This is a genomic window from Methanolobus sp. ZRKC2 (assembly GCF_045291185.1).
GTDB lineage: Archaea > Halobacteriota > Methanosarcinia > Methanosarcinales > Methanosarcinaceae > Methanolobus.
On the sequence record NZ_CP146980.1, the window covers coordinates 2,556,706 to 2,578,307 of the forward strand.

22 protein-coding genes and 1 tRNA gene are annotated in these 21,602 nt (G+C 40.2%); 6 read left to right on the plus strand and 17 right to left on the minus strand.

What is annotated here, in order from left to right:
• Positions 1 to 38: 38 nt before the first annotated feature.
• Positions 39 to 2,021, plus strand: coding sequence for an excinuclease ABC subunit UvrB (gene uvrB / locus V7O62_RS12265; RefSeq protein ID WP_406658299.1), 1,983 nt, complete (start codon positions 39 to 41; stop codon positions 2,019 to 2,021).
• A 9-nt stretch (positions 2,022 to 2,030) separates the two neighbouring features.
• On the opposite strand, the gene V7O62_RS12270 is transcribed toward uvrB, so the two are convergent.
• Positions 2,031 to 3,035 (minus strand): ATP-binding cassette domain-containing protein, encoded by a 1,005-nt coding sequence (locus V7O62_RS12270; RefSeq protein ID WP_406656617.1) that lies wholly within the window; start codon positions 3,033 to 3,035, stop codon positions 2,031 to 2,033.
• Positions 3,036 to 3,158: 123 nt separating this feature from the next.
• Between V7O62_RS12270 and V7O62_RS12275 the strand changes: the two genes are divergently transcribed.
• A tRNA-Gly gene (locus V7O62_RS12275) sits at positions 3,159 to 3,230 on the plus strand.
• Positions 3,231 to 3,370: 140 nt separating this feature from the next.
• The gene (locus V7O62_RS12280; protein ID WP_406656618.1) at positions 3,371 to 4,291 is read left to right on the plus strand and encodes a tyrosine-type recombinase/integrase; all 921 of its coding nucleotides are present in this window, start codon (positions 3,371 to 3,373) and stop codon (positions 4,289 to 4,291) included.
• 69 nt (positions 4,292 to 4,360) lie between these two features.
• Here the strand turns inward: V7O62_RS12280 and V7O62_RS12285 are convergent, their stop codons facing one another.
• From V7O62_RS12285 to V7O62_RS12310, 6 genes are all read right to left on the minus strand, one after another.
• Positions 4,361 to 5,077 (minus strand): zonular occludens toxin domain-containing protein, encoded by a 717-nt coding sequence (locus tag V7O62_RS12285; RefSeq protein ID WP_406656619.1) that lies wholly within the window; start codon positions 5,075 to 5,077, stop codon positions 4,361 to 4,363.
• Between the two features lie 74 nt (positions 5,078 to 5,151).
• A complete protein-coding gene (locus tag V7O62_RS12290; protein ID WP_406656620.1) occupies positions 5,152 to 5,325 on the minus strand; it encodes a hypothetical protein in 174 nt (57 codons plus the stop codon).
• 185 nt (positions 5,326 to 5,510) lie between these two features.
• A complete protein-coding gene (locus tag V7O62_RS12295) occupies positions 5,511 to 5,714 on the minus strand; it encodes a hypothetical protein (protein WP_406656621.1) in 204 nt (67 codons plus the stop codon).
• Between the two features lie 152 nt (positions 5,715 to 5,866).
• Positions 5,867 to 6,052, minus strand: coding sequence for a hypothetical protein (locus V7O62_RS12300; RefSeq protein WP_406656622.1), 186 nt, complete (start codon positions 6,050 to 6,052; stop codon positions 5,867 to 5,869).
• Positions 6,049 to 6,351: a hypothetical protein gene (locus V7O62_RS12305; RefSeq protein ID WP_406656623.1), complete on the minus strand. Its 303-nt coding sequence runs from the start codon at positions 6,349 to 6,351 to the stop codon at positions 6,049 to 6,051. Before V7O62_RS12305 ends, V7O62_RS12300 begins: the two co-directional genes overlap by 4 nt.
• On the minus strand, positions 6,351 to 7,676 hold the full coding sequence (locus V7O62_RS12310; RefSeq protein ID WP_406656625.1) for a hypothetical protein: 1,326 nt from the start codon (positions 7,674 to 7,676) through the stop codon (positions 6,351 to 6,353). Before V7O62_RS12310 ends, V7O62_RS12305 begins: the two co-directional genes overlap by 1 nt.
• Before the next feature lie 1,054 nt (positions 7,677 to 8,730).
• Here V7O62_RS12310 and V7O62_RS12315 point away from each other — a divergent pair.
• Complete coding sequence (locus V7O62_RS12315) at positions 8,731 to 9,126, plus strand: hypothetical protein (RefSeq protein WP_406656626.1); 396 nt, start codon at positions 8,731 to 8,733, stop codon at positions 9,124 to 9,126.
• Positions 9,127 to 9,265: 139 nt separating this feature from the next.
• On the opposite strand, the gene V7O62_RS12320 is transcribed toward V7O62_RS12315, so the two are convergent.
• The 9 genes from V7O62_RS12320 to V7O62_RS12360 all read right to left on the minus strand — a co-directional run bounded on the left by V7O62_RS12320 (position 9,266) and on the right by V7O62_RS12360 (position 17,557).
• The gene (locus V7O62_RS12320) at positions 9,266 to 12,850 is read right to left on the minus strand and encodes a GLUG motif-containing protein (protein ID WP_406656627.1); all 3,585 of its coding nucleotides are present in this window, start codon (positions 12,848 to 12,850) and stop codon (positions 9,266 to 9,268) included.
• Between the two features lie 160 nt (positions 12,851 to 13,010).
• On the minus strand, positions 13,011 to 13,223 hold the full coding sequence (locus tag V7O62_RS12325) for a hypothetical protein (RefSeq protein ID WP_406656628.1): 213 nt from the start codon (positions 13,221 to 13,223) through the stop codon (positions 13,011 to 13,013).
• Positions 13,224 to 13,233: 10 nt separating this feature from the next.
• Entirely contained in the window at positions 13,234 to 14,451 is a 1,218-nt protein-coding gene (locus tag V7O62_RS12330; protein WP_406656629.1) for a hypothetical protein, read from the minus strand.
• 82 nt (positions 14,452 to 14,533) lie between these two features.
• Entirely contained in the window at positions 14,534 to 14,746 is a 213-nt protein-coding gene (locus V7O62_RS12335; RefSeq protein WP_406656630.1) for a hypothetical protein, read from the minus strand.
• The gene (locus V7O62_RS12340) at positions 14,743 to 14,919 is read right to left on the minus strand and encodes a hypothetical protein (RefSeq protein ID WP_406656631.1); all 177 of its coding nucleotides are present in this window, start codon (positions 14,917 to 14,919) and stop codon (positions 14,743 to 14,745) included. The genes V7O62_RS12335 and V7O62_RS12340 overlap by 4 nt, the downstream gene beginning before the upstream one ends.
• A 24-nt stretch (positions 14,920 to 14,943) precedes the next feature.
• On the minus strand, positions 14,944 to 15,249 hold the full coding sequence (locus V7O62_RS12345) for a hypothetical protein (RefSeq protein ID WP_406656632.1): 306 nt from the start codon (positions 15,247 to 15,249) through the stop codon (positions 14,944 to 14,946).
• Positions 15,249 to 15,407, minus strand: a complete 159-nt coding sequence (locus tag V7O62_RS12350) for a hypothetical protein (protein WP_406656633.1) — start codon at positions 15,405 to 15,407, stop codon at positions 15,249 to 15,251. The genes V7O62_RS12345 and V7O62_RS12350 overlap by 1 nt, the downstream gene beginning before the upstream one ends.
• A 441-nt stretch (positions 15,408 to 15,848) precedes the next feature.
• Positions 15,849 to 16,625: a hypothetical protein gene (locus tag V7O62_RS12355; protein WP_406656634.1), complete on the minus strand. Its 777-nt coding sequence runs from the start codon at positions 16,623 to 16,625 to the stop codon at positions 15,849 to 15,851.
• Between the two features lie 335 nt (positions 16,626 to 16,960).
• Positions 16,961 to 17,557, minus strand: a complete 597-nt coding sequence (locus V7O62_RS12360; protein ID WP_406656635.1) for a DUF4367 domain-containing protein — start codon at positions 17,555 to 17,557, stop codon at positions 16,961 to 16,963.
• Positions 17,558 to 17,940: 383 nt separating this feature from the next.
• Between V7O62_RS12360 and V7O62_RS12365 the strand changes: the two genes are divergently transcribed.
• Together V7O62_RS12365 and V7O62_RS12370 are read left to right on the plus strand one after the other, a co-directional pair.
• Positions 17,941 to 18,621, plus strand: coding sequence for a hypothetical protein (locus tag V7O62_RS12365; RefSeq protein WP_406656636.1), 681 nt, complete (start codon positions 17,941 to 17,943; stop codon positions 18,619 to 18,621).
• A 727-nt stretch (positions 18,622 to 19,348) separates the two neighbouring features.
• Entirely contained in the window at positions 19,349 to 20,095 is a 747-nt protein-coding gene (locus V7O62_RS12370) for an SIMPL domain-containing protein (RefSeq protein ID WP_406656637.1), read from the plus strand.
• A gap of 98 nt (positions 20,096 to 20,193) precedes the next feature.
• On the opposite strand, the gene V7O62_RS12375 is transcribed toward V7O62_RS12370, so the two are convergent.
• Complete coding sequence (locus V7O62_RS12375; protein WP_406656638.1) at positions 20,194 to 21,408, minus strand: UDP-N-acetylglucosamine--N-acetylmuramyl-(pentapeptide) pyrophosphoryl-undecaprenol N-acetylglucosamine transferase; 1,215 nt, start codon at positions 21,406 to 21,408, stop codon at positions 20,194 to 20,196.
• Between the last annotated feature and the right edge of the window lie 194 nt (positions 21,409 to 21,602).

The window sequence follows — 21,602 nt, forward strand, 5'->3', positions numbered from 1 at the left end:
GAATACGTTTATACAGGTTCAGTTCAATACTACAAATGATGCGTCCGTTCAAACTTGTATCTGATTATGAACCACGGGGTGACCAGCCAAAAGCTATAGAACAGCTCTCAGGTGGATTCCAAAAGAATAAGAAACATCAGACTCTGCTGGGTGTAACCGGTTCTGGTAAGACATTCACAGTTGCAAACGTCATCCAGAACATACAGAAGCCCACACTTGTGATTGCACATAACAAGACTCTTGCAGCACAGCTTTTCTCTGAGTTTCGTGAATTCTTCCCGGAAAATGCAGTTGAGTATTTCGTGAGTTATTATGATTACTATCAGCCTGAGGCTTATATCCCGACAAGTGATACATATATAGAAAAGGACTCCTCAATAAATGAAGAGATTGACCGTTTACGCCTTTCTGCCACCAGGTCTTTGCTTGAGCGCAAGGATGTCATAGTTGTTTCAAGTGTATCCTGCATCTATAACCTTGGTTCTCCTGATGAATGGCGTAAGATGTCAGTTATTCTGACAGTGGGGGAAGAGATAGACAAAAGATCACTTTTTGAGTCCCTCATCAATATACAGTATGAACGCAACGATGTTGAGTTCAGTAAGGGAAAATTCCGCTCAAGGGGAGATACTATAGAAGTCTATCCTGCTCAGGAACTCCGGGGCATACGGATAGAATTGTTCGGCGACGAGATAGACAGAATGACCTACTTTGATCCTGTGTCAGGAAAGGTTATTCATGAGCTAGCTCCCGGAGAGAGTACTATGATATATCCTGCAAAGCACTTCGTTATGCCGGAAGAGTATATCGAAGAGGCGCTGAAGTCCATTGAGGCCGAACTCGAGGAACAGCTGGCTCGCTTAAGGTCGGAAGACAAACTTCTTGAGGCACAACGGCTTGAACAGCGTACAAGGTTCGACATAGAAATGATAAGGGAACTAGGCTATTGCAGTGGTATAGAGAATTATTCCCGTCACTTTGATGGTCGTAAACCAGGTGCCCCGCCGTCTTCATTACTTAATTTCTTCCCGGACGACTATCTGGTTGTTATCGATGAGTCCCATGTGACCATTCCCCAGATAAGGGGCATGCACAACGGTGACCATGCGAGGAAGGACTCACTTGTATCCTATGGGTTCCGCCTTCCATCCGCATATGACAACCGTCCACTTCGCTATGATGAATTCGAAAGGCAGTTAAACAATGTTCTCTACGTGTCTGCCACTCCTGCAGAGTATGAGCTAAAAAAGAGCCGTGCTGTGGTGGAGCAGATCATCCGGCCTACTGGCCTTGTAGATCCCGAGGTTACGGTGAGGCCAATAGAGAACCAGGTAGATGACCTGATCGGTGAGATAAGAAAAGTGACTGCTGAAGGTTTCCGTACCCTGGTAACAACCCTTACAAAGAGAATGGCTGAGGATCTGACTGACTACCTGGTGGAAATGGGTGTCAAGGTGCGATATATGCATTCTGATATAGATACTCTCGAGCGTGCGGAGATTGTCAGGGATCTTCGAAAAGGTGAATTCGATGTACTTGTGGGTATTAACCTGCTGAGGGAAGGGCTGGATATTCCTGAAGTCGCATTTGTGGCCATACTTGATGCGGACAAGGAGGGGTTCCTGCGTTCAGAGCGTTCCCTGATCCAAACCATCGGGCGTGCTTCCAGGAATTCCGAGGGTCGTGTGATGCTATATGCTGATAACATCACCGGTTCAATGGAGCGCGCTATGAAGGAGACTAACAGGCGTCGAAAACTCCAGATAGATTTCAACCGTGAACACGATATCATTCCGCAGACTATTCAGAAAGCACTGCAAAAAGAGCTTGTGGAATCTAAAGAGTATGAGGGGGTTTCGGAGATAATGTCAATAGCAGAAGACCTGTCCACAACGGAACTTTCGGATATGGTTATTGACCTTGAGGCGGAAATGCATCTTGCAGCCAAGAATCTGGAATTCGAGAGGGCTGCGGAACTGAGGGATAGGATAAAAGAGTTGCGTGAAAACTACACGATGTAGTTTCTTTCCTCATTTTCCTGCGTGTCTTCTCCTTCTCATAGTTTTTATTTTTCCTGCGTCGGTATCTGAGTCCCGTATTCCTTTTCCTGTGTAATGCAGGAAAACATCATCAAGGGTTGGTTTGTGCAGGCTAACTGACTGGATATCGAGGCCAATCTGTGATGTAACTTTCAGCACATCGGGTATCGTCCGCTCTCCCTCGGCGGTGGTGATCTGTACTGTATTTCCAGATGCGGAAATACTGCCTGCAAGTGTGTTTGCTGAATAGTGTTCAATAAGCTTTGCAGTATCTTCATTTGTGGTAAACTCAAGGTTAAGGATATCTCCGCCAAGTGATGACTTTAATTCCATAGGTGTTCCGCTGGTGATTATTTTCCCGTGATCGATGATGGCCAGGCGGTTGCAGAGCCTGTCTGCTTCTTCCATGTAATGGGTCGTGAGTATGATGGTGATATTCTTTTCCCGGTTGAGTTCTTTTATGTAATCCCATATGTGGTTCCTTGTCTGTGGATCGAGTCCCAGTGTGGGCTCGTCCATGAACAATACATTGGGATGATGCATCAATCCCCTGGCAATCTCAAGGCGGCGCATCATTCCGCCGGAGTATTTCTGCACGATCTCATCAGCCCATTCGGATAGCTCTACAAGCTCCAGCACTTCATCAATGCGTTGGTGGCGTGATTTTTTTGGCAAGCCATAGAGTCTTCCGTGAAGGTCCAGGTTCTCCCTCCCGGTGAGCTTCTGGTCAAGGGTGGTATCCTGAAATACCACACCAATTGATTTGCGTACCTTTGTGGCATCTCTCTTTATGTCGTAGTCCCAGACCTGTGCGTTGCCTGAAGTGGGTCTTAACATTGTGGAAAGCATGCCTATGAGTGTTGACTTCCCTGCCCCGTTGGGTCCAAGCAACCCGAAGAGTTCCCCTTTTTCCACAGTAATGTCAACACTGTCGACAGCCGTCACTCCATCGTATTTCTTTGTTATTTTTTCGGTATGAATAGCTGCATCGATCAATTTTGTCCTCTGTATTTGATTGTAGGATTCAGATATGCATGATCCAAAATATACTTATTTGCTGTTATTCAGCACCAGGCGAAAACGTTATATTTGAAAAACGCTTGTATGAGTTGCAATCTTGCGCTGATGGTCTAGTGGCTATGACTGAGGCCTTCCAAGCCTTAAACCCGGGTTCGAATCCCGGTCGGCGCATATCACCCTTTTTCCTTATTACTGTTAATATAAAAATTAAACAGTATCACTTGATTCATTTTTCTATGTGATTTATAGACACTATATAGAATATTTTTAAATAGTTGATACAAAACTATATATGCCACTTCTAAAAAACGGTGGTAATAGTGGAGTTATTACAAAATTTTGAACGAGATTTAACTATTCGTAGAAGAGCAAAAAGAACTATTCAGGGATATAGTCAAAACGTAAAGGCATTTTTAGAATATTTCCCGGAACCCGGTGAAGTAGACACAGAAGAATTAGAAGAATATCTGGAATACTTAATGTTAAGAGATCTCAGTGGGTCAACTTTAAAAAATATATTTTCTGGTCTGTCGTCTTTCTATGAATTTCTGATTTATAAAAAAATAGTTGATACTAACCCGATAACCGGGTTTCGTAAAAGATATCTGGACAACGTAGAACCTTCAGAAAGAAGGCAGGTTCCAAAACTTGAAAATGTGCGTGAATTGATAAAAAGGTTGGAACTCATACTCGAACTAACAATAGTGATGGTATTTGCAAAAACCGGGATTCGCAGGGAAGAACTATTACTCCTGAAACCGGAAGATATCGACCTTAAGAATAAAATAATAATTATTGAACGAAAAAAGAGAGCTAAAAACATTATCCGTTTTATTGATCTTGAACTCGAATTCGTTCTCAAGGAATATTTATCTTGGAGAGAAAGCCGGGTAGAAATAGGAAAATGTAAAAGCCCTTACCTTTTCATTACGGAACACGGCGGCAGAATCCATAAAGATGATATCAACGAATTCATACAATATCATGCTGAAAATATCGGCTTTCACGATCCTGATCCAGACGCACCGCTTGAAAAGAAAATGTCAACACATTGTTTTAGAGGATTTGTTACAACATATCTTCGTAGAAAAGGAATGAAAGGAGAACATATTCAAACCTTGCTCGGACACACTATTAAAAAAGAGGTATGGAGCGGCTTTTATCTTGATATAGATATGGAACTAGTAAAAGAAGAGTATTTTAGATGCTCGCCGCCACTCCTTGTTTATTGATGCAGGTCAAATATTAACTGCGTCTTTCTTTCTTGATCTATTCTTTTTGGGCTTAGGCCTCAAGCCGGGTTAGGTCCAGTAGGACTTAACCCTAAAAAGACACTTTTTTAAATAATCCCGGATTGTAGTCATTTGTGGCTCTTTTAAACCATAACGTTCCATCCAATCCTTATAATATGGCTTTTCCTCTGGCTCATTACGGAAGAAATGAGTATCATAGGACTTTGCAACTTTTTTTGAGAATAAGAACCAGTCCATAGAATAACGAGTTCCTGTATGACGCTGCTTATACTCATCTTCAGATAAATAAGAATCAATGAAAAAGATGATAGGCCGACCAAATAAGGACCAGTTACGAGCAAACCGGAAGCATTCACATATCTCACGGATAATTGTATCAACACGCCCCGGGTCATGCGTAATCAGTACAACATTATTACCACGCTGCCCAGACCATGCAAAAAAATCATGCATTTCACTTGTAAAATTCTTGATTTTTCTAGAATTATAATACCTGTGCGATTCATCAATATAGATATCTGAATCAAAAATAGGCATTTCTTCAAAACCTTCCTCCCACACTTTAGTATATCCGAGAGTAGGATGAAACACTGGATAATTAGTGAATACCTGACCAGTATAAACCGGAATATCTGGATTCTTCAAACGTGCTTTTTGGTTTTCCAAGCGTTTATTGTGTTTTTTCTCCATAGATTTCAACGCTTTCCGAGTAGCCCAATAAGTCTTCCCTTTCCTTGGGGGAGCTCCGATAATTTCAACTGACATAAAAGACCTCTATAGTTTGCGTCTAGGGCATAGATCAGGCAAGCCTGAAATTTGCCCCGGACTTATTCCTTTGGTCACTTCCTCTTGATGATGTATTTTGCAACCATCTTCCAAGATATACCAACAATAGTGAACCCTACAAAGATGTTCATAGGATACACGGTGAAACTAGACATTGCACTTCCCAAAGTGTCAAAGCCGAAACCTACAATCTCAGTCATATTTGCTAAATCTTCTGTCAGACCCATCTATTTTTTCACCTCCACTCAGTCAATGGCCACTTATCGGCCTGTTGAAGCTATGAGTTTCATAACGTACGGAACTAAGAACACAATCAAAAGACCAACAACACAGGCCACGAAATAAACAACCGTTGCCTGCACGTCATTTTGAGGTGGTCCTACAATTGTTACTATTTGAGTGTAAACATCAGTCATTCAGAATCAACTCCGCAAAGATCATCTAAGAACTTTCTAAAAGGAATGTGAAATACTTCAGTTACCAAGACATAGACAGATAACCAGAAGCAGCCGACAAAGCCACCAAGAACAATAACAGAAGCTAAAAAAATCTGAGTGCTCAGAGGCAGACAAGCAAACTGATTATCAAGATAAGGACCAAGGCCAAGACTAATCATTTAAAACCCACTTCCAGAGAACTAATACAAGTTGGAAAACCTGACAAAGTGCAATTATTATCAAGAGAAGTATAACCAAATCCTCGTTGTGCCAATAAGTAGAACCAGCAGAAGAGGCGTTAAAGAAAAGGGCAGCTTCGGTATAATTAAGATTAATCGTTCCGACCTCCTCGTATATCGGTAAGTTCCTCATAGAACCACAAGATAGAACCAAAATAAGCCAATGCCAAAAAGATATCTAAAAAGGTGTACCCATCCATAAAAACAGTATCAAAAGCATCAAATGCGGCCCCAACAACGGAAGCAATGAACTGAATTAAAATAATAAAATCGCTCATATTTTGAACCCCGCTATTGAAACATCTTTCAGGAAATGATACACACGGAGAACAAAAACAACCAGCATTGTGATAAGCATTAGAGCAAACCATGCGGAAGGCAAGAGAGCACCCAAGAAATCAGTAAACAGGCCGACTACAGACATAATCAGGCCATAAAATGCTTGGTACAGTTCAGCAAAAGCTGTCCATATCTGCATTATAATTTCATGGATTCCTCCAAAGATAAAATCAATAACTGAAAGAATAGCATACAAGATAAGGTTCAAAAAACTTTGTAAAAGGAGGTCAAGAGCCATTATTTCCACCTCAAAAGGATTAATACAAGTTTCAGGACCAAGACAAAAGTAATATATTTCTGTACTTTTACCGGAATAGCAGAGACAACAGGAGGAACAATCGCAAGCAAAATAGGTTTACTGCTATTTGCAGAGTTATAAGAATCGGCTAGAGTAGCATTAGCATAATTGACATATGTAGTCAAGGAACGCACCGGAGAGAGCAAAAAACCAATAGTGCCGGATGTTCCATTAGAAACAGTACCTATAATTTCACCTGCTGAATCCGTAAAATTTTCAGTATAATTACCGCTTAAGCTTTCGTTAGTGGTATAGTCAGGAATTTCTATAGGCTCAGGTTTGGGTATTGGATCAATAGGCTCAGGTTCAGGTGCTGGATCATCATCCGGTAACTCATCGGGTAACTCATCAGGTGGTATACTTTCAACCGCATGCAGATTAATAGTAATGGAATCAAGCTCTGTATAAGTAGGTGTAGAACTTGTATAATGACTAATAAGCCACGAAAGAGGCTCTACAAAAAACAGATACCAAGGAATGTCACTCTTATCTACACCGTCAACTTCCCATAGTGTAAAGGTGTAACTCTCTGAACCATCAACATAGGGCAAATAGGCCATTCTACCCAGGCGGCTGGTCATTGAATCATCAAAACTATTACCGTCTTTGCAATCCTCCTGATAAGAATACCCGCCTGAAGTACAATTAACAAAATATAATTTTTCAGAATCATATGAGCCAATTTCGTAATCTAAGATTCCATCTTTTGTAACTCCCAACGGTACATACGTATCATTAATATACGAATTCTGATTAGATGCAGAACCATCAAAATAAAGAGTAGAATCAGGTTCAGGAGTACCTCTGAAAAATACAAGCTTTACCGACCAAGTATTATATTCTGAACCCACCTTAGCATAATAAGAATCTACATATAACGTTTCACCGGCAACAGCGTTAGGAATCTTGTAATAATAGCCATTATACAACCATCCATATTGACTATCCCGCGTAAAATATTCCATGTTCTCTACAACATAAGATTTGTAAAATACGTATTCTTGTCCGGGATCTGGAAGGTCAGAAGATCGAACATAATCTAAACGCCAATTCCAATGTGAGCCTGTAAAATCTATTAAAGGACCACTATCAGTTGTTCGAATTTCCGTATGCACTTCTTCAAGAGCAGCAGAAGCAGAAGAAACAAAGATTAGGAGAGCCAGGGAAATAAAAAATATGGCTCTCCAACGTGGTACGAGAGAACCGACTAACGAAAAAAGGGATAGTGAAGCGCAATGCGACCTTTTGAGGTTAAGGGTTCTCATGAAGAAGTATATAAGCATGTAGACATATATAACTTTGTAAATAAGTATAATAAGTACATTAAGAACAATGTTCTTAAAACAAAACCGCTATGCAATGATGGTATAAAGTGCACAAACGTATTGTAGCGGATTTAAGCACAATATTCCTAATAAATATTTTTACAAACTGTAATTATATATAAGCATTTTCCAACATTATAAAAGAATGGTAGAACGAAAAACCGATATGCTAAGAGTTTGTGCATCAAATGTGTGCACACAGAGGTACTATCTACTAATAGCCCCGAGGGGAGAGGGCCGGAAGCCCGACGGCGGCCAGGTAGGCTCGCACGCCGGGCAGTTCTTCAGGCAAAATGAAGCCAGCTTCCCTCTCTCGATCTAAGCCTGATGGGAAAGGGGGGAATGATGCCGGGGGCTAAGTTATCCCTGATCAGCAAGACAATAGCATTTCCTGTATGTGATGGTCGGACACTGGCTTTTATTCACGCACTCACAACCGGGCAATAAAGGTCCGGCCCTGCGGGCTACCCTTCGGCGAACCAATATTACCCGTTTGCTCAGACAATGGCGTGAAGCCAGCGACCGACCGAGACTCACATACTGATGGGAAATACTTAATTTGCCTTTTTGTACAGTATCAAAAATAGTTTTTAGTTCATAATTTTATTTATTATGTATCGATTGTTATGGTTTTGTTTTGTAGGCCTGAGCTGATGATCTCCAGCTGCAGCAAGATCTTGCAAAATTCTTATTGTCCGGTTTAGGCAAACATATAATTTCCGATTAGTAAAACTAATAGGAAGATTTCTTCCAAGGCCATTACCAGACATCGAAAAAATTGATTTTAGTATATAAAGAAACAACCGTTTTTCAGTATGTTCTTGGAAGCTATAAAAAGGAAGATTTCCTTTAATTGGCAGTGTGTGTAACTATAAGAAAATATCTTTTAGCTGTTGAAATGATCGAGAAAATAAGAAAAAGAGAAGATGGATATTATATATTTATACTATGTATACAAATTAATCTTAAAATTATAAAAATATATGAAGGAATAATGATGACAGAATCACAGAAACAAGTTACACCGGGAGCATATTATATCGATGAAGAAGGAAATTACAATTTGATTCCTCATGGATCTTATTATGTCGATGAGAATGGGAAAATAGGAGAAGTAAATCAGGAAATCGCCCCTACAGTGAACTGGCAATCTGCAATTGACAATTTCAAATGGGACGAAGTTCACAGACTTATCGAGAATTGGGGAAGCCGTGGAGCAAGAGAAAGAACCTATACTGTACTTGGGAGTTATGCTCTTGCTGCACTTGTCATCAGTCTTGCTTCGGTTCTTGCCTATCAGGGAATTGTTGAAGGGCAAGCGCTTGTAGGGTTCTTAGGTGCTGCAATCGGGTACATATTGTCTAAGGGAGAGATTGGACTGAAAGGTTAATTTCCCAACCTTTTTATGATTTCCTTCCTTTATTTGGCGATATATGATAAATTTATATCCCCGTAAATATCGAAATAAACATACAATAAGCTAAAACACACAAAATAAAAAAGTAAAAAAATGCCGTATCTATACGACATTATTCCTTTTTCTTTACCTGTGTAACATAGTACCCCGTTCCTCCGACAATTACCAGAAGTAAAACTATCCAGAGCCAGGACATGGACATACTGCTCTGAATACTTGTTTTCTCCGTTGCCCCGGTCGCAGCCTCTCCGGTATCATCACCGAAGAGAGCATAAGTGCTGAAGTGCGATACCTTAATGGTAATAGTTCTTGAAACGGCATCTGCAGTTCCTTGCATTATTTCCCATTCGCCGGTATCATCATTGTACCAGCCTACCCTTGCACTTTCTCCGTATTGCTCCCATTCTTGCTCGCTCAGTGCAAATGTCAGGCTGATCGCCGGGTAGAATGTTGTACCGTCAGGTGTACATTCATAGGCCTGCAAAGCCATTGCACCTTCCATCTCAGGAACGTCCGTTGCTGCCGGAACAGTAGCAGGCAGGATATCTACTATCCTGATGTTGTTAACAGATCCACCTGACTCACTTATAGCTTTAGTGCCTGCACCGACGCTGAGATATCCGGTTTCTTCACTGGACCATACAGTAACATCAGTCAGGGTTTTGCCGTTGGAACCAGCTTCAAAGCTCACTGACTCAACATGCTTTGTGCTTTTTTCTTCCGTATTGCCTTCACCAGCACCCTTTCCAGGTTCATCCGATTCACTGATGTGTAGTTTTTCGGAGCTTCCACCACCACCGCCGGAACCTGATGATTTGGAACTTGGTGCTGTTGTAACGGTGATGGTCATGTTACTGCTAAGGTTGCTTCCGGCAAAGTTGCTTGCATTCAGGCTTACGTTATAGGTCCCAGCAGCATTGAAAGTGTGAACCGGGCTTTGCTGGCTGGAATTTGCACCGTCCCCAAAGTCCCAGGACCAGGCTGTCGGGTTGTTGCTGGAGTTGTCTGTGAAAGTGACCGTCAGAGGTGCTGTTCCTGAAGTTACGCTCGCACTGAAATTGGCAACCGGAGTTACGACATTGTTTACTGTAATGTTCATTACCTGAGAATCGACCGAACCATAACCGTCACTTACATTGAATTCAATGTAGTAAGTTCCCGCATCAGTGAGGTCTGTGACCCATGAACCGTCGCCGTTGCTGGTATTGAAACTGTCGAACAGGAAACTCCTGTTACAGTCAAATTGCGGCGTATCTCCGTCTGCATCCGTGGAGTTGATGTCAAAACTGATAGTTTCTCCTTCACATACCATAATATCCGTTACATTGAGAATAGTGACAGCATTGTTCGGGATCTGAACGTTGTTACTGACTCCTGCCGACAATGTGGAATCAGTGGAATTGTATGCGTAGACCGTTATATTGGACCATGCATGAGCAGCAAGTCCGGTATGATTGAAACTTTTTATCGTATCATTTTGCCAGCCTATATCATGGCTTACGTTATAGAAATCAGCTATATTCCCTGTGCCTGCATTCCAGCTATGATTCACCCAGAACTTACCTGTTGTATTTGTGAATGTTTCTGGAATTCCCGGAATGATGACATTGTTTACTGTGATGTTCATTACCTGAGAATCTACCGAACCATAACCGTCACTTACATTGAATTCAATGTAGTAAATTCCCGCATCATTGAGGTCTGTGACCCATGAACCCTCGCCATTGCTGGTATTGAAATTGTCGAACAGGGAACTCCTGTTACAGTCAAATTGCGGCGTATCACCGTCTGCATCCGTGGAATTGATGTCAAAGCTGATAGTTTCTCCTTCACATACTGTAATATCCGTTACATTGAGAATAGTGACAGCATTGTTCGGGATCTGAATGTTGTTACTGACTCCTGCCGACAATATGGAATCAGTGGAATTGTATGCGTAGACCGTTATATTGGACCATGCATGAGCAGCAAGTCCGGTATGATTGAAACTTTTTATCGTATCATTTTGCCAGCCTATATCATAGCTTACGTTATAGAAATCAGCTATATCCCCTGTGCCTGCATTCCAGCTATGATTCACCCAGAACTTACCTGTTGTATTTGTGAATGTTTCTGGAATTCCCGGAATGAAAGATGATTCGATTGTAAAAGTCTTCGCTGTTGAGTTCTGGCTGTCAGGATTGATGACATATAGTGACCAGTCACCTGCAATAGCCTGTGTCAGGTTGAATGTAGTATTGATGGTAGTATAGGTGATACTGTCAATTGTTCCGTTTATCGGGGTCTGGCCTTCCATTGTCAGGTTTACAAACACAGTGTCCGTGATGTTAAAGCTACACCCTGTAACGTTGAGCTTAAATGACGCACTACCGTCGCTGTTATTGATACCATTGCTCACTGATATGGATTCTACATATGGTGCAAGTGGTGAAGGTATATCCTGGTACTGGAAGAACGGATGAGTATATCCATCTACGATTTTCCATACAAAACCCGGATCATTGGCTGTTATGATATTGTTGCCGCTTGCGTTCCAGTTAAGCCCTGAACTTCCGGAAATGAATGCAAAACTGGTGAAATTGACATATGAAGACGTAGTTCCAATACTGTTGTCCGGAATGCCGGAATAATAACTGTTGCTCACAATGCCATAATTAATTCCGACCAGACCGCCGACATAACTACTACCTGTGGCAGTACCAGTGGCAAAACTGTTGCTCACAGTGTCATCATTCCGTCCGACCAGACCGCCGACATAACTACTACCTGTGGCAGTACCAGTGGCAAAACTGTTGCTCACAGTGTCATCATTCTTTCCGACCAGACTGCCGACATAATTACCACTTCCGGTAACACTGCCTGTAGCATAACTGTTGCTCACAGTCTTAAAATTATATCCGACCAGACCGCCGATATTACTAAGACCTGAGGCATCACCAGTAGCATAACTGTTGTTCACAGTGCCACTAATAAAATTATATCCGATCAAACCTCCGACATAATTGGATACGCCTGAGGCATCACCAGTAGCATAACTTTTGTTCACAGTGCCATCATTCTGTCCAATCAGACCGCCGACATAACTACTACCTGCGGCAGTACCAGTAGCATAACTGTTGCTCACAATGCCATTATTAATTCCAACCAACACGCCGACAAATTCTCCACCTGAGGCATTACCAGCAGCATAACTGTTGTTCACAGTGCCATAATTCTTTCCGACCAGCACGCCAACATTGCTGCTTATTGATACAACACCATCCGGGCTTGTCTCTACTCCAAGGTCATGGATATTAGCACCGAAATCTGTATAACCAAAGAATCCGGCATATTCAGTGGTTTGAAAAACAGTCAGGTTCTTCACTGCAAATCCACTTCCGTTAAAGTCACCTGTGAACTTGGTAATTGAATTGCCAATTGAGCTGTGATTGCCAACTAGTGTAATGTTCTGTGTCAGTGTGAAGTTCTTGTCCCAATCAGCAGAAGTGACGGAAAGCATATCAATATCACTGTCAGTTGATAGCTGATATGGGTCGGCAAGTGTACCGCTGCCACCAGAATAAGTAGCTGCCGATGCCGGTACGCTAAGGAACAGGCAAAACAGCAATAGCATTGAGATTTTCAGAATAGCTGACCTTGATTTTAATGCGTGAGCACTATTTTTGTGGTTATGGAAGCATTGTGACATTGTTTTCATGATTTTATCCTGGTATTCCAGGTTTGTATCGCTTGCTAGAATACTGTATTGTAACGATTTTCTTCTGGGACCATTTTTATGAATTGGAATTAGTAAACAGTCAAAATATATGAATATTTTGATATTTAACTTTGTCTAGCAAATACCAAATCATTTTCCTCTATTTGGCATTATTTTCTGCATTTTCGTTCAGTATTGCCCATGCTATGAAAATAGAAAGCAGGATTCCAAGATACAACCCAGAATATACTATTATCTGCCTTTCGATATCGGTTAAGAATCCAACATCTTTTAGTCTATTTAAAAATAATAAATCCAACATTGCAAAAGGAGCATTGATAACTAAAAAATATCGAAGTATCTTTTCAATCACATTACCACCTTTAGAGATCAGGGAATAAACCCCCTTTTACAAAGTGTTCGTTACCTTTCGGTTTATACATGTTCAAAAAATCACGTACAAGAGGATTGACAATATAAACACCTCTTTGCTGTTGCCCGTCACTGTCATATTTCTTAAGCAGGATTCCTTTTTTAACCAGCCTTTGCCGTGATGATCTGTTAGCCCTGCAAGTTTCGAAAATATCACATCCACGCAGGGAGTATATCAGATCTTCAGGTTCTTTGAATGCTTTTGAAACGAATTTGATAACATCGTCAAGCGATTTATCATAGCGATCTGCTAAAACGCCGTTTTCTTTCAGGCCGTGATGAACGAATAGAATTAAGTCTTCTGTTATCTGTTCATCTTCTCGCCTGAATTCAAAGATTGAATCTGCATCTTTTGAGAATACTGTGAATTCTATCCTGCAGAGTCCGAATGTTTTCTGATAGATTTTTATCTGTATTTTGTGGTCATTCCTTCCGCTATTTATTTTATTCATATAGAGAATATCACGACGCAGGACCGGGTTTAAGTCTGCATCATCGACTTTAGATATTTTGTCGTACTTCCGGGTAACTTTAATCATGTTGTCGGTTTTGACATCCTGTAGGTAGATTGTGCCGCTCTGGGTGTTATATTTTGAAAATGCAAGACCTTTTGCATACAAGTTATCAGCGATGTCCTCAACACTAGCCGGATAGACCTCGAAAGGTATTTCAATTTCGGATATTTTGTATCTTATCTTTTCTAGGTCAACACCCCAATGCTTTTTTACCACTCGCTTATAAAGTTGCATTGCGTCCCATACGAATTCCCGAAAAGCTGCTACATAATCCTGAGCGGTAAGCTTTACATCGATTGGCATAAAATTATCATCGTATATGACACTCTCAGGCCTTATGTTATGCCTTTCCTGCAAAAAATGTATAATGTTGACATGAAAACGCATTACGCGAGGCCCTCTTAATTGGAGTTCCCAGGATGAATATTGACCTTCGTTTTCTTTCCGTAAAACTTGCTCAAAACGACCTTTTCCGATGCGGGACCGTTTCACATAATGTATAAATTTGTCTCTTAGTTCAGAATCAAAACGATGATCACCCTGGGAGTAATTCTCATCATAAACAAGGAAAAATACCTTGTCTATGCATATGCGTTCCATGTCGAACGTTTTAAAGTATACTTCTTGGATATCTCCTAGTTTAAGCTCGGTCACAGTCCACACCTCACAAGACGATTACCAATTATCATAGAAAGAAACATCATCCCAAGGCACACAAGACCACCTATTTCTTCGATCATGTAAGCAACCCCTGGGCGAACATGTCTAAACGGGTTTCATTATCTGGACGTTTCTTGTAGTAGAGATGAAGGAGTTTAATGTCGTCCCCATCACGAACAACCCGGAAAGATTCACCACATAACTTATTGTCGCACTCTGTGAAGTCATCTGAAGGAAAAACTCTAACAGGCTGTCCGCAGTCAGGACACCTTTTAAGAGTGCTGGTCATGGTAGCACCCCGTTAGCTTTGAATTCTGCGTCTATTTTGTCTATCTTTCCTTGCCATTTTCTATAATCTGTTACATCATCGGATTCGTCCCGATATAGAACACAATGGCGGCGCAGGGTGACAAGTTCCGTGAGTCTTGCTTCTGAAAGTCCATGCTTGCAGCTATCGGACATAATAACACCTCAGAAAAGGCGGGGTTAAAGATCCCCTACCTGTAACTTTTCACGTTCCTGTTTTAGCTGCTTATTGAAAAGATCCTTATTCTCACGGCAGAAGTCAATAATCTTCTTCATGTCAATATAAGGAATTCTGAAATAGTCCTTTCTGAAGTCGCCAGTATTGGAAACTTTGAGACTAACAGAACCTTCATATTTCCTGCCATCTTTTTCATTATCAGGAGAAAGGGAAAAATCAGTTGAAGGCAAGCGCAAGTATGCTGTTTCCGGCAAAGCATTAGGAACACCGGATTCATTTTGCTTATCTTCTGGTTTAGTATCTGCCATTACTGCACCACCTTTGCGATAAGGGTTTGATTGTCAAGTGCAGACCAAGAAAGAGTACTTCCGATTTTCAACCCAACCTCCTTACAAACCGGCTGAGGAATCACAGAACGACAATATTTATCATCCTTACCGTGTGGATGTACTGTGCTGGTTTTCATGCAGAACACCTGCCCGGAAAGAATGATTTGTTTTCAACTACTATGCTAGCTATGTTGATATAGCTTAAGCTAATACTATTCGAGTTCATTTTATTTTGTCCTATAATATTTTAGTCGAGTCGGCTAAACTCAACATTCTTAATAATGTATTTTAGGTATAAAAACCCTTTTATCTTTGTAAACACAATATGTGATTACTTGACCTGTGCCAACGGCTAATTGGTCAAGTCTGAAACGTGAACCGGGTTTTCTATTTTGTCCGCCCGCTAGCGTTTCATGACAACAGGAAGAGTAAACACCTAATGTTCATCATTGGGTGATATGGCCGATAGGTGCGGGATGTCATCATAATTATGAAGGCTCCCAATCCCGGTCGGCGCACTTTTCTAACCTTTTCTTGAATTGTTATTGCTGAGAGTTCACGCCAAGTATAAGGTTACTTTATACTGTTTCTTGATTGATCTCATCCCATGATCCATCAATTATGGCTTTTCTGATTTCACGCTGGCTAAAGGTAACTCTTATTGTGTGGTTAGTGGTTGCTTCAGTTAAAATTTCATCTGAGCGGTCACCATAGCCTTCATGACTGCTGGTGAATGTGTAAATCAGCAGGTGTGTAGAAGGCAGTGTATCTTCGCGAATATGTTCTTCCAATGTGAGGTTTGAACCATCAAAACTGTAAGTTGGCATCGAAATGATCCATTGCTCAACAATTTCCTGTGCTTCATCAAATGTGGGTTCAAATGCGAGTTGTCTCAAAGAATCCATATAATTTTCAATCTCATACAAATCTTCAACTTGATATTCAGAAGAATCTGAATCAATGGTTAATTTGTGTATACTACCATCCTGCAGCACAGTAACTTCCAGAGTACCAGAATCTGAAGCATCTGGTCGGATTTTCTGCGCTTTGGAAGAGGACGTCATCTCAAGGAAGGGCTTTCCTTTCAGCATATAAGGAGGCTGTTTCCACTGGTACTTGATCATTGGAGTGACATAACGTGCTTTGAGTTCATTGTCAGGACTATATATGCTGAGATTCATAGAAGTTGAATTAATTATCAGTTCCTGCATTTCCATGTCAGTTGGCGAGGTGACCACATATTTCATGGATATTATAGTTGCATTATCTGATATTGTGAATTCTTCTTTTTCTGTGCATCCTGAACTTATCAGAATTAAGAACATAAACATTAGCATTATTTGCATAGATTTCATAAATAAATGTACTTTCTACCTACTATATAGAAATTTGTATACTTGAAAATCCACCACATAAATACAGAGAGCATGGATTCAGAAGATATACATAAAATGGCTCAGGGTTGACTTACTGAAGAAAAAATTGTAGGCAAAATCTTATCACTCATTCCTTTAATTGTGAGTGTTCTATTGATATTATATGCCATACTAACAAAAACAAATACCTGTATGGGGAGGGAAAATGGAGGATATGGTGCAAGGTTAATAATTTTTTCAGGCATTCTTATTTTGGTATATGTAGCATTTTAAAATATAAAAAAACAAAAAAAGAAAAAATGGGACCATACAGGTCATTTTATGGATTTAGCCATCCTCAAAATTTCTTCTTTGCTAGTCATAGCATAAATACATATCTGGATGTCGTCTACATCCCATATCAAAGCATGACCCTGTGAAAATTCTATGTATGTGGCTTCATGTCCATTGATATTGACAGTTTCATCATCGTCAGTTGCCTGATACTTGAAAGAATCATTATGATAACTCTTTTCACTGATACTTATAAAACCAGTGTTGTTCTTGTACAATAGACCAACACTTTCCAAAACACCCTCTGAAGCTGTTTTATCAACGCTTTTATAAATAGATGCATGGATGAAATTATAATCTTCAGGAATATATGAAGGATAACTTACCTCAAAACTTACCTTGTCCTGCGCTTCTTCCAGTGATACACGAACAGGAGTTGCAGCTGCATCAAAATTGCTTGTTTGCAGTTGAGAAACAGATAAATTTTCTTCCATCAAAGTAGGATCCTGCAGTTCCTTTTCTCCTTGAACATGTGTTTCTGCAATTTCTCCTTGGTCAGTCTGTTCGTCCACACAACCTGTTGTAAAAAATGCAGATAACAAAATCAACAAAATTATTAATACTTTCTTACTTCTCATAATTTATGCCTACTCATTCTTAATATTTATTGTTTATTAATTGTTTTTGACACAGTAAAGGTCACTTTATAATTACTTTATGGTCATTCTATCAAACTGCTTATATGATTCAATAAAATTTTTATATTTTCTCCGAATAGTGATTATTTTGCAGAGTTTAGATGATAGATGATGATATCAATAGTTTTTCTACAGAGTCAAAATTATTTTATTGCTTTCTATTAGTCAACATAACTGGATGATTTCTTCTTACTGTTTGATGTTCTCAGTATCTGCTTTTTTTCATAGAGTGAAGCTGAAAAACCTGAGATTTCAAATAAAAACGAAAAATACATATGATAATAAATTTATGAATCATAAATAAATTCTAGAAGGTCGAAGAGTTGATTGATACAAAAAATATATTGATGATTTTTATTTTAATAGCTTGCTTACTCTTTTCAGGTTGTGTCAGTAGCGAAGATGAAGGTATTTCAGAAGCTTCATTTTCTTCAGAAACAGATTCGGAATCCTATCCGGCTCCTGATTTGATAATTAAACCTAGTGATGTACCGGGACTTACTTTAGACGATTATTTCTTCTATGCAGCTCCTAAAAGTGATATTTACACTTATAATTCATCCCGCGGGAGCAAATATACAGACGCTTTACCGTTGGTTACTCGCAATGTTGGAGAGAAATCTTATTGGATTGATAAATCCGGGCGTGCGGTGTCGGTTGAAATCGAAAAATTCGATTCGGATGAAGGACTGGAATTCATGTTTAAACGAGGATATGAGTGGATTGAAATATTTAAAACTGCGATGGAAGAGCAGGATGTACAGCTGCAGGGGGCAGAATATGATACTGATACTTGCAACATTGGTACTAATGGCTTCTATTCATGTAGTTCCCCCTCTGAAGAATCAGATATTTCATATGCCAACCTATCAGATATTTCGCATACCGACCTAATATTCATGACCTCTAATAATGAATTGGTAACTGTAAATGTTATGGATGAAAAGGGCAAAGATTTAGATGAAGCAATCAGAATTGCTAAAATAATTGAAGATAGGCTCTGAAGCGATTCATCTAGCTATCTACTTTTTTTAGATTTTCTTTATTTGGAGGTATTCTCACCCGAATACATTGAAAAATGGTTCATAAGTCTTGACCAATTTCGTTCTCAAATTGGTGGTTTAGATTCTTATCGCTACCTTTTTCCATGAAACTCAAAAACATTTTAATAATTTCTAGACATTACGCTTGTTATGGATATTATCACATTTATTAGACCTACAAAACAAAAAATTTATAGTTTCATAATTTTGGTTGTGAGCTTGTATCTCATCCCCACATTCATACGTGTGTTTTCCACGATTATTGTCTCGCGAATGCTTGGTACAGAAAAATATGTAGAATATTTGGCTTTTAAAAGTACTAATGTTCCATTCATACTATTTACAATTGCAGTCTACTTAGTATGGGTGTATTTAGTGGCTTCTCTTATTGTTTGTATTAGTAAAAAAACGAATCTGTAGAATCGTATTCACTTCCTTTACTTTTAGTATTTTCTTTGTGCTTCCAGGCTAGTCTTTCAGGAGATGCAGTAGTTAATTGCCATTCATTCTCTATCCTCATAAATTCACTTCACTCCTCTATTATTTCTTATCAATATGCTGCGCCATATATAACTACAACTCAACTTAAAGTTTAAACAATTCTTTAATATGTGCAGGTACTTCTGTTAACTACAATAACCTGGCATAATTGTCGGTTAACAAAGCACCTAAAAAGGAGCATGTGAAAATGTCACAGGAAAATAAAAACGATAAATCCTATTTAGCTATAATTGCACTATCAATAGTCCTGGTGGTGATGTCGCTGACGATATTCGCCATCTCGCAGAATGGGTTAGGAACGAATGTAGAAGATACAATTACCATGAGTGGGTACGCTGAACAGAAAGTCGTCCCGGATACAGCCACCTTAAGCATAGGTGTAGTTGTGGAATCCGATACTGCAAAGGTGGCATCTGATGAGAATGCAGCTCTCATGAGTGCCGTCATAGAAGAACTCAAGGCAATGGGTCTGGAGGATAGGGAAATACAGACATCCTATGTTTCCGTGTATCCGGTCTACAACTATGAGGGAGAAAGAATGATCACCGGTTACTCGGCATCCAACAGTGTGCAGGTCACAACCACTGAACTTGACAACCTGGGCGATATCATCGACAGGTCTACAGATGCAGGAGCTAACCAGATCGGAGGCATCTCCTTCTCAGTGTCCGATGAAATGCAGGAGCAGCTTCGAGAAGATCTTCTGGATGAAGCCACAACTGATGCATCATCAAAGGCCAATGACCTCGCCGACAGTCTGGGTGTTGAGGTTACAGGTGTGCAGACAGCATCCATAAGTGATGATGATGATCCTGTAATATACTATGCAAGGAACATGGATAAAGCAGAAATGGACGAAGCAGCTTCCACTCCAATCGAGGTAGGTGAGACCACAGTTTCAATGTCAGTCCAGGTTACATATTATATTGGATAAAAGAATCTGACTTCGATATTGTACCACCAAAAAATCAGGAGTTGCAGAATGGCTGGCGTGCCTTCTGAAACTTCTGATATCATCTTTAATTTGTGTTCTCAATAACTCTTCTTTACAGAAATCTTCTTTCGTAACCTGCCAATCGCAGCAATTTTCGTTCTCTTCTTCCCTTCATCTCTCTCATTATCTCTCAGTTCCGATTCAAGCATCTTACATATGGCTGTAGGTCCGTTAAGCTCTTTTGCTGCCGTTTTCAATTCAAAAGTATTGTCCCTGTATTTGCTGTCTTGGAGAATTTCCTGTATGGTTGAAAGTATCTTTTCGGGAGATGTAGAGTAATCCAGCTTTTTCCCGAGGCCATCCTCCTCCACCGCCCATGAATTATTCTGTTGCTCGGTGTGGTTCATGTCAGGAAAAGTAATCATAGGTACACCGAAGCTGAAAGCTTCCATCATAGTACTGTGTCCGCCGGGAGCAATTACAATGTTCGATGACTTAAGGTATGGGAACTGGTCGTCAATGAATTCGAGCACCTTTACATTCTTTGGCAGGGATTCAAAGATGGAAGGGTCTACATTCGGGCCGGAGAGTAGTGTGTAGTTAATCTCTTTGTCCATCTCTGCTGCTTGTATTACCTTCCTGAAGATCGGTTCTCTGTAGCCAAAACCTCCAAGCGTGGAAAGAATATGCGGTTTTTTAAGGTCCAACTCATCAACCTCTTCGTATTCCTTTCCTATTAGGGGGCCGCTGTAGAGAACTTTATCCAGGATATCTTTCTCAAATTCAAGGTTTCTGCGACATATGGTGTGGGGAATGGGAAAATCCGGGATGATGATGCCGTCAATTCTCTTGAATATTCCACTGTAAAACTTCTTAACAAGCTCTCCGACAATCCTGCTTGAAATTCCCTCTTGCATGAAGAACTGTTCCATGCTTGACTGGTTGATAATCAGGTGAGTGGGTATACTCCTGGCCTTTGCACTCATGACACCTATGTAGTAGCTGTCCGAGATTACAGCATCAGGTTTAATTCTTTTAAGCAGCCTTGTGATTTTGATAATGCTCAGGAATTGTCCTCTCTTGAAAGTTGCAAGTATCGATCTCTTAAGGTTCAGGGTACCTGCTTTACCTACAAGCGTGACTTCCGAAGGTATCCTGTGGACTAAGTAACCTTTACTTTCGATGAAATCTGCAGAATACCCATAGGCTCCGAAGTGTACAGTGTGACCTGCAGATGTCAGCTCCCGTGCCAGGGAGATACACCTGCTAGTGTGTCCAAGGCCCTCTCCGCAGACAAATATCATTACTTTCATCTATAGCACCTTTTTGCCTTTATGGCAGAAAACTTCATGAGCATGATAATATGCTTTATTTTTTAAAAAGTTGATTGATGTATTTGCATTTTTTCCAGTTTCTCATAAAATATCTTCCTGACTTCTCTAAATGCCCAATACCATCAATTTATTATAAAACCCGGCAGTCTATACAAATGCTTAGTTTATCAGAC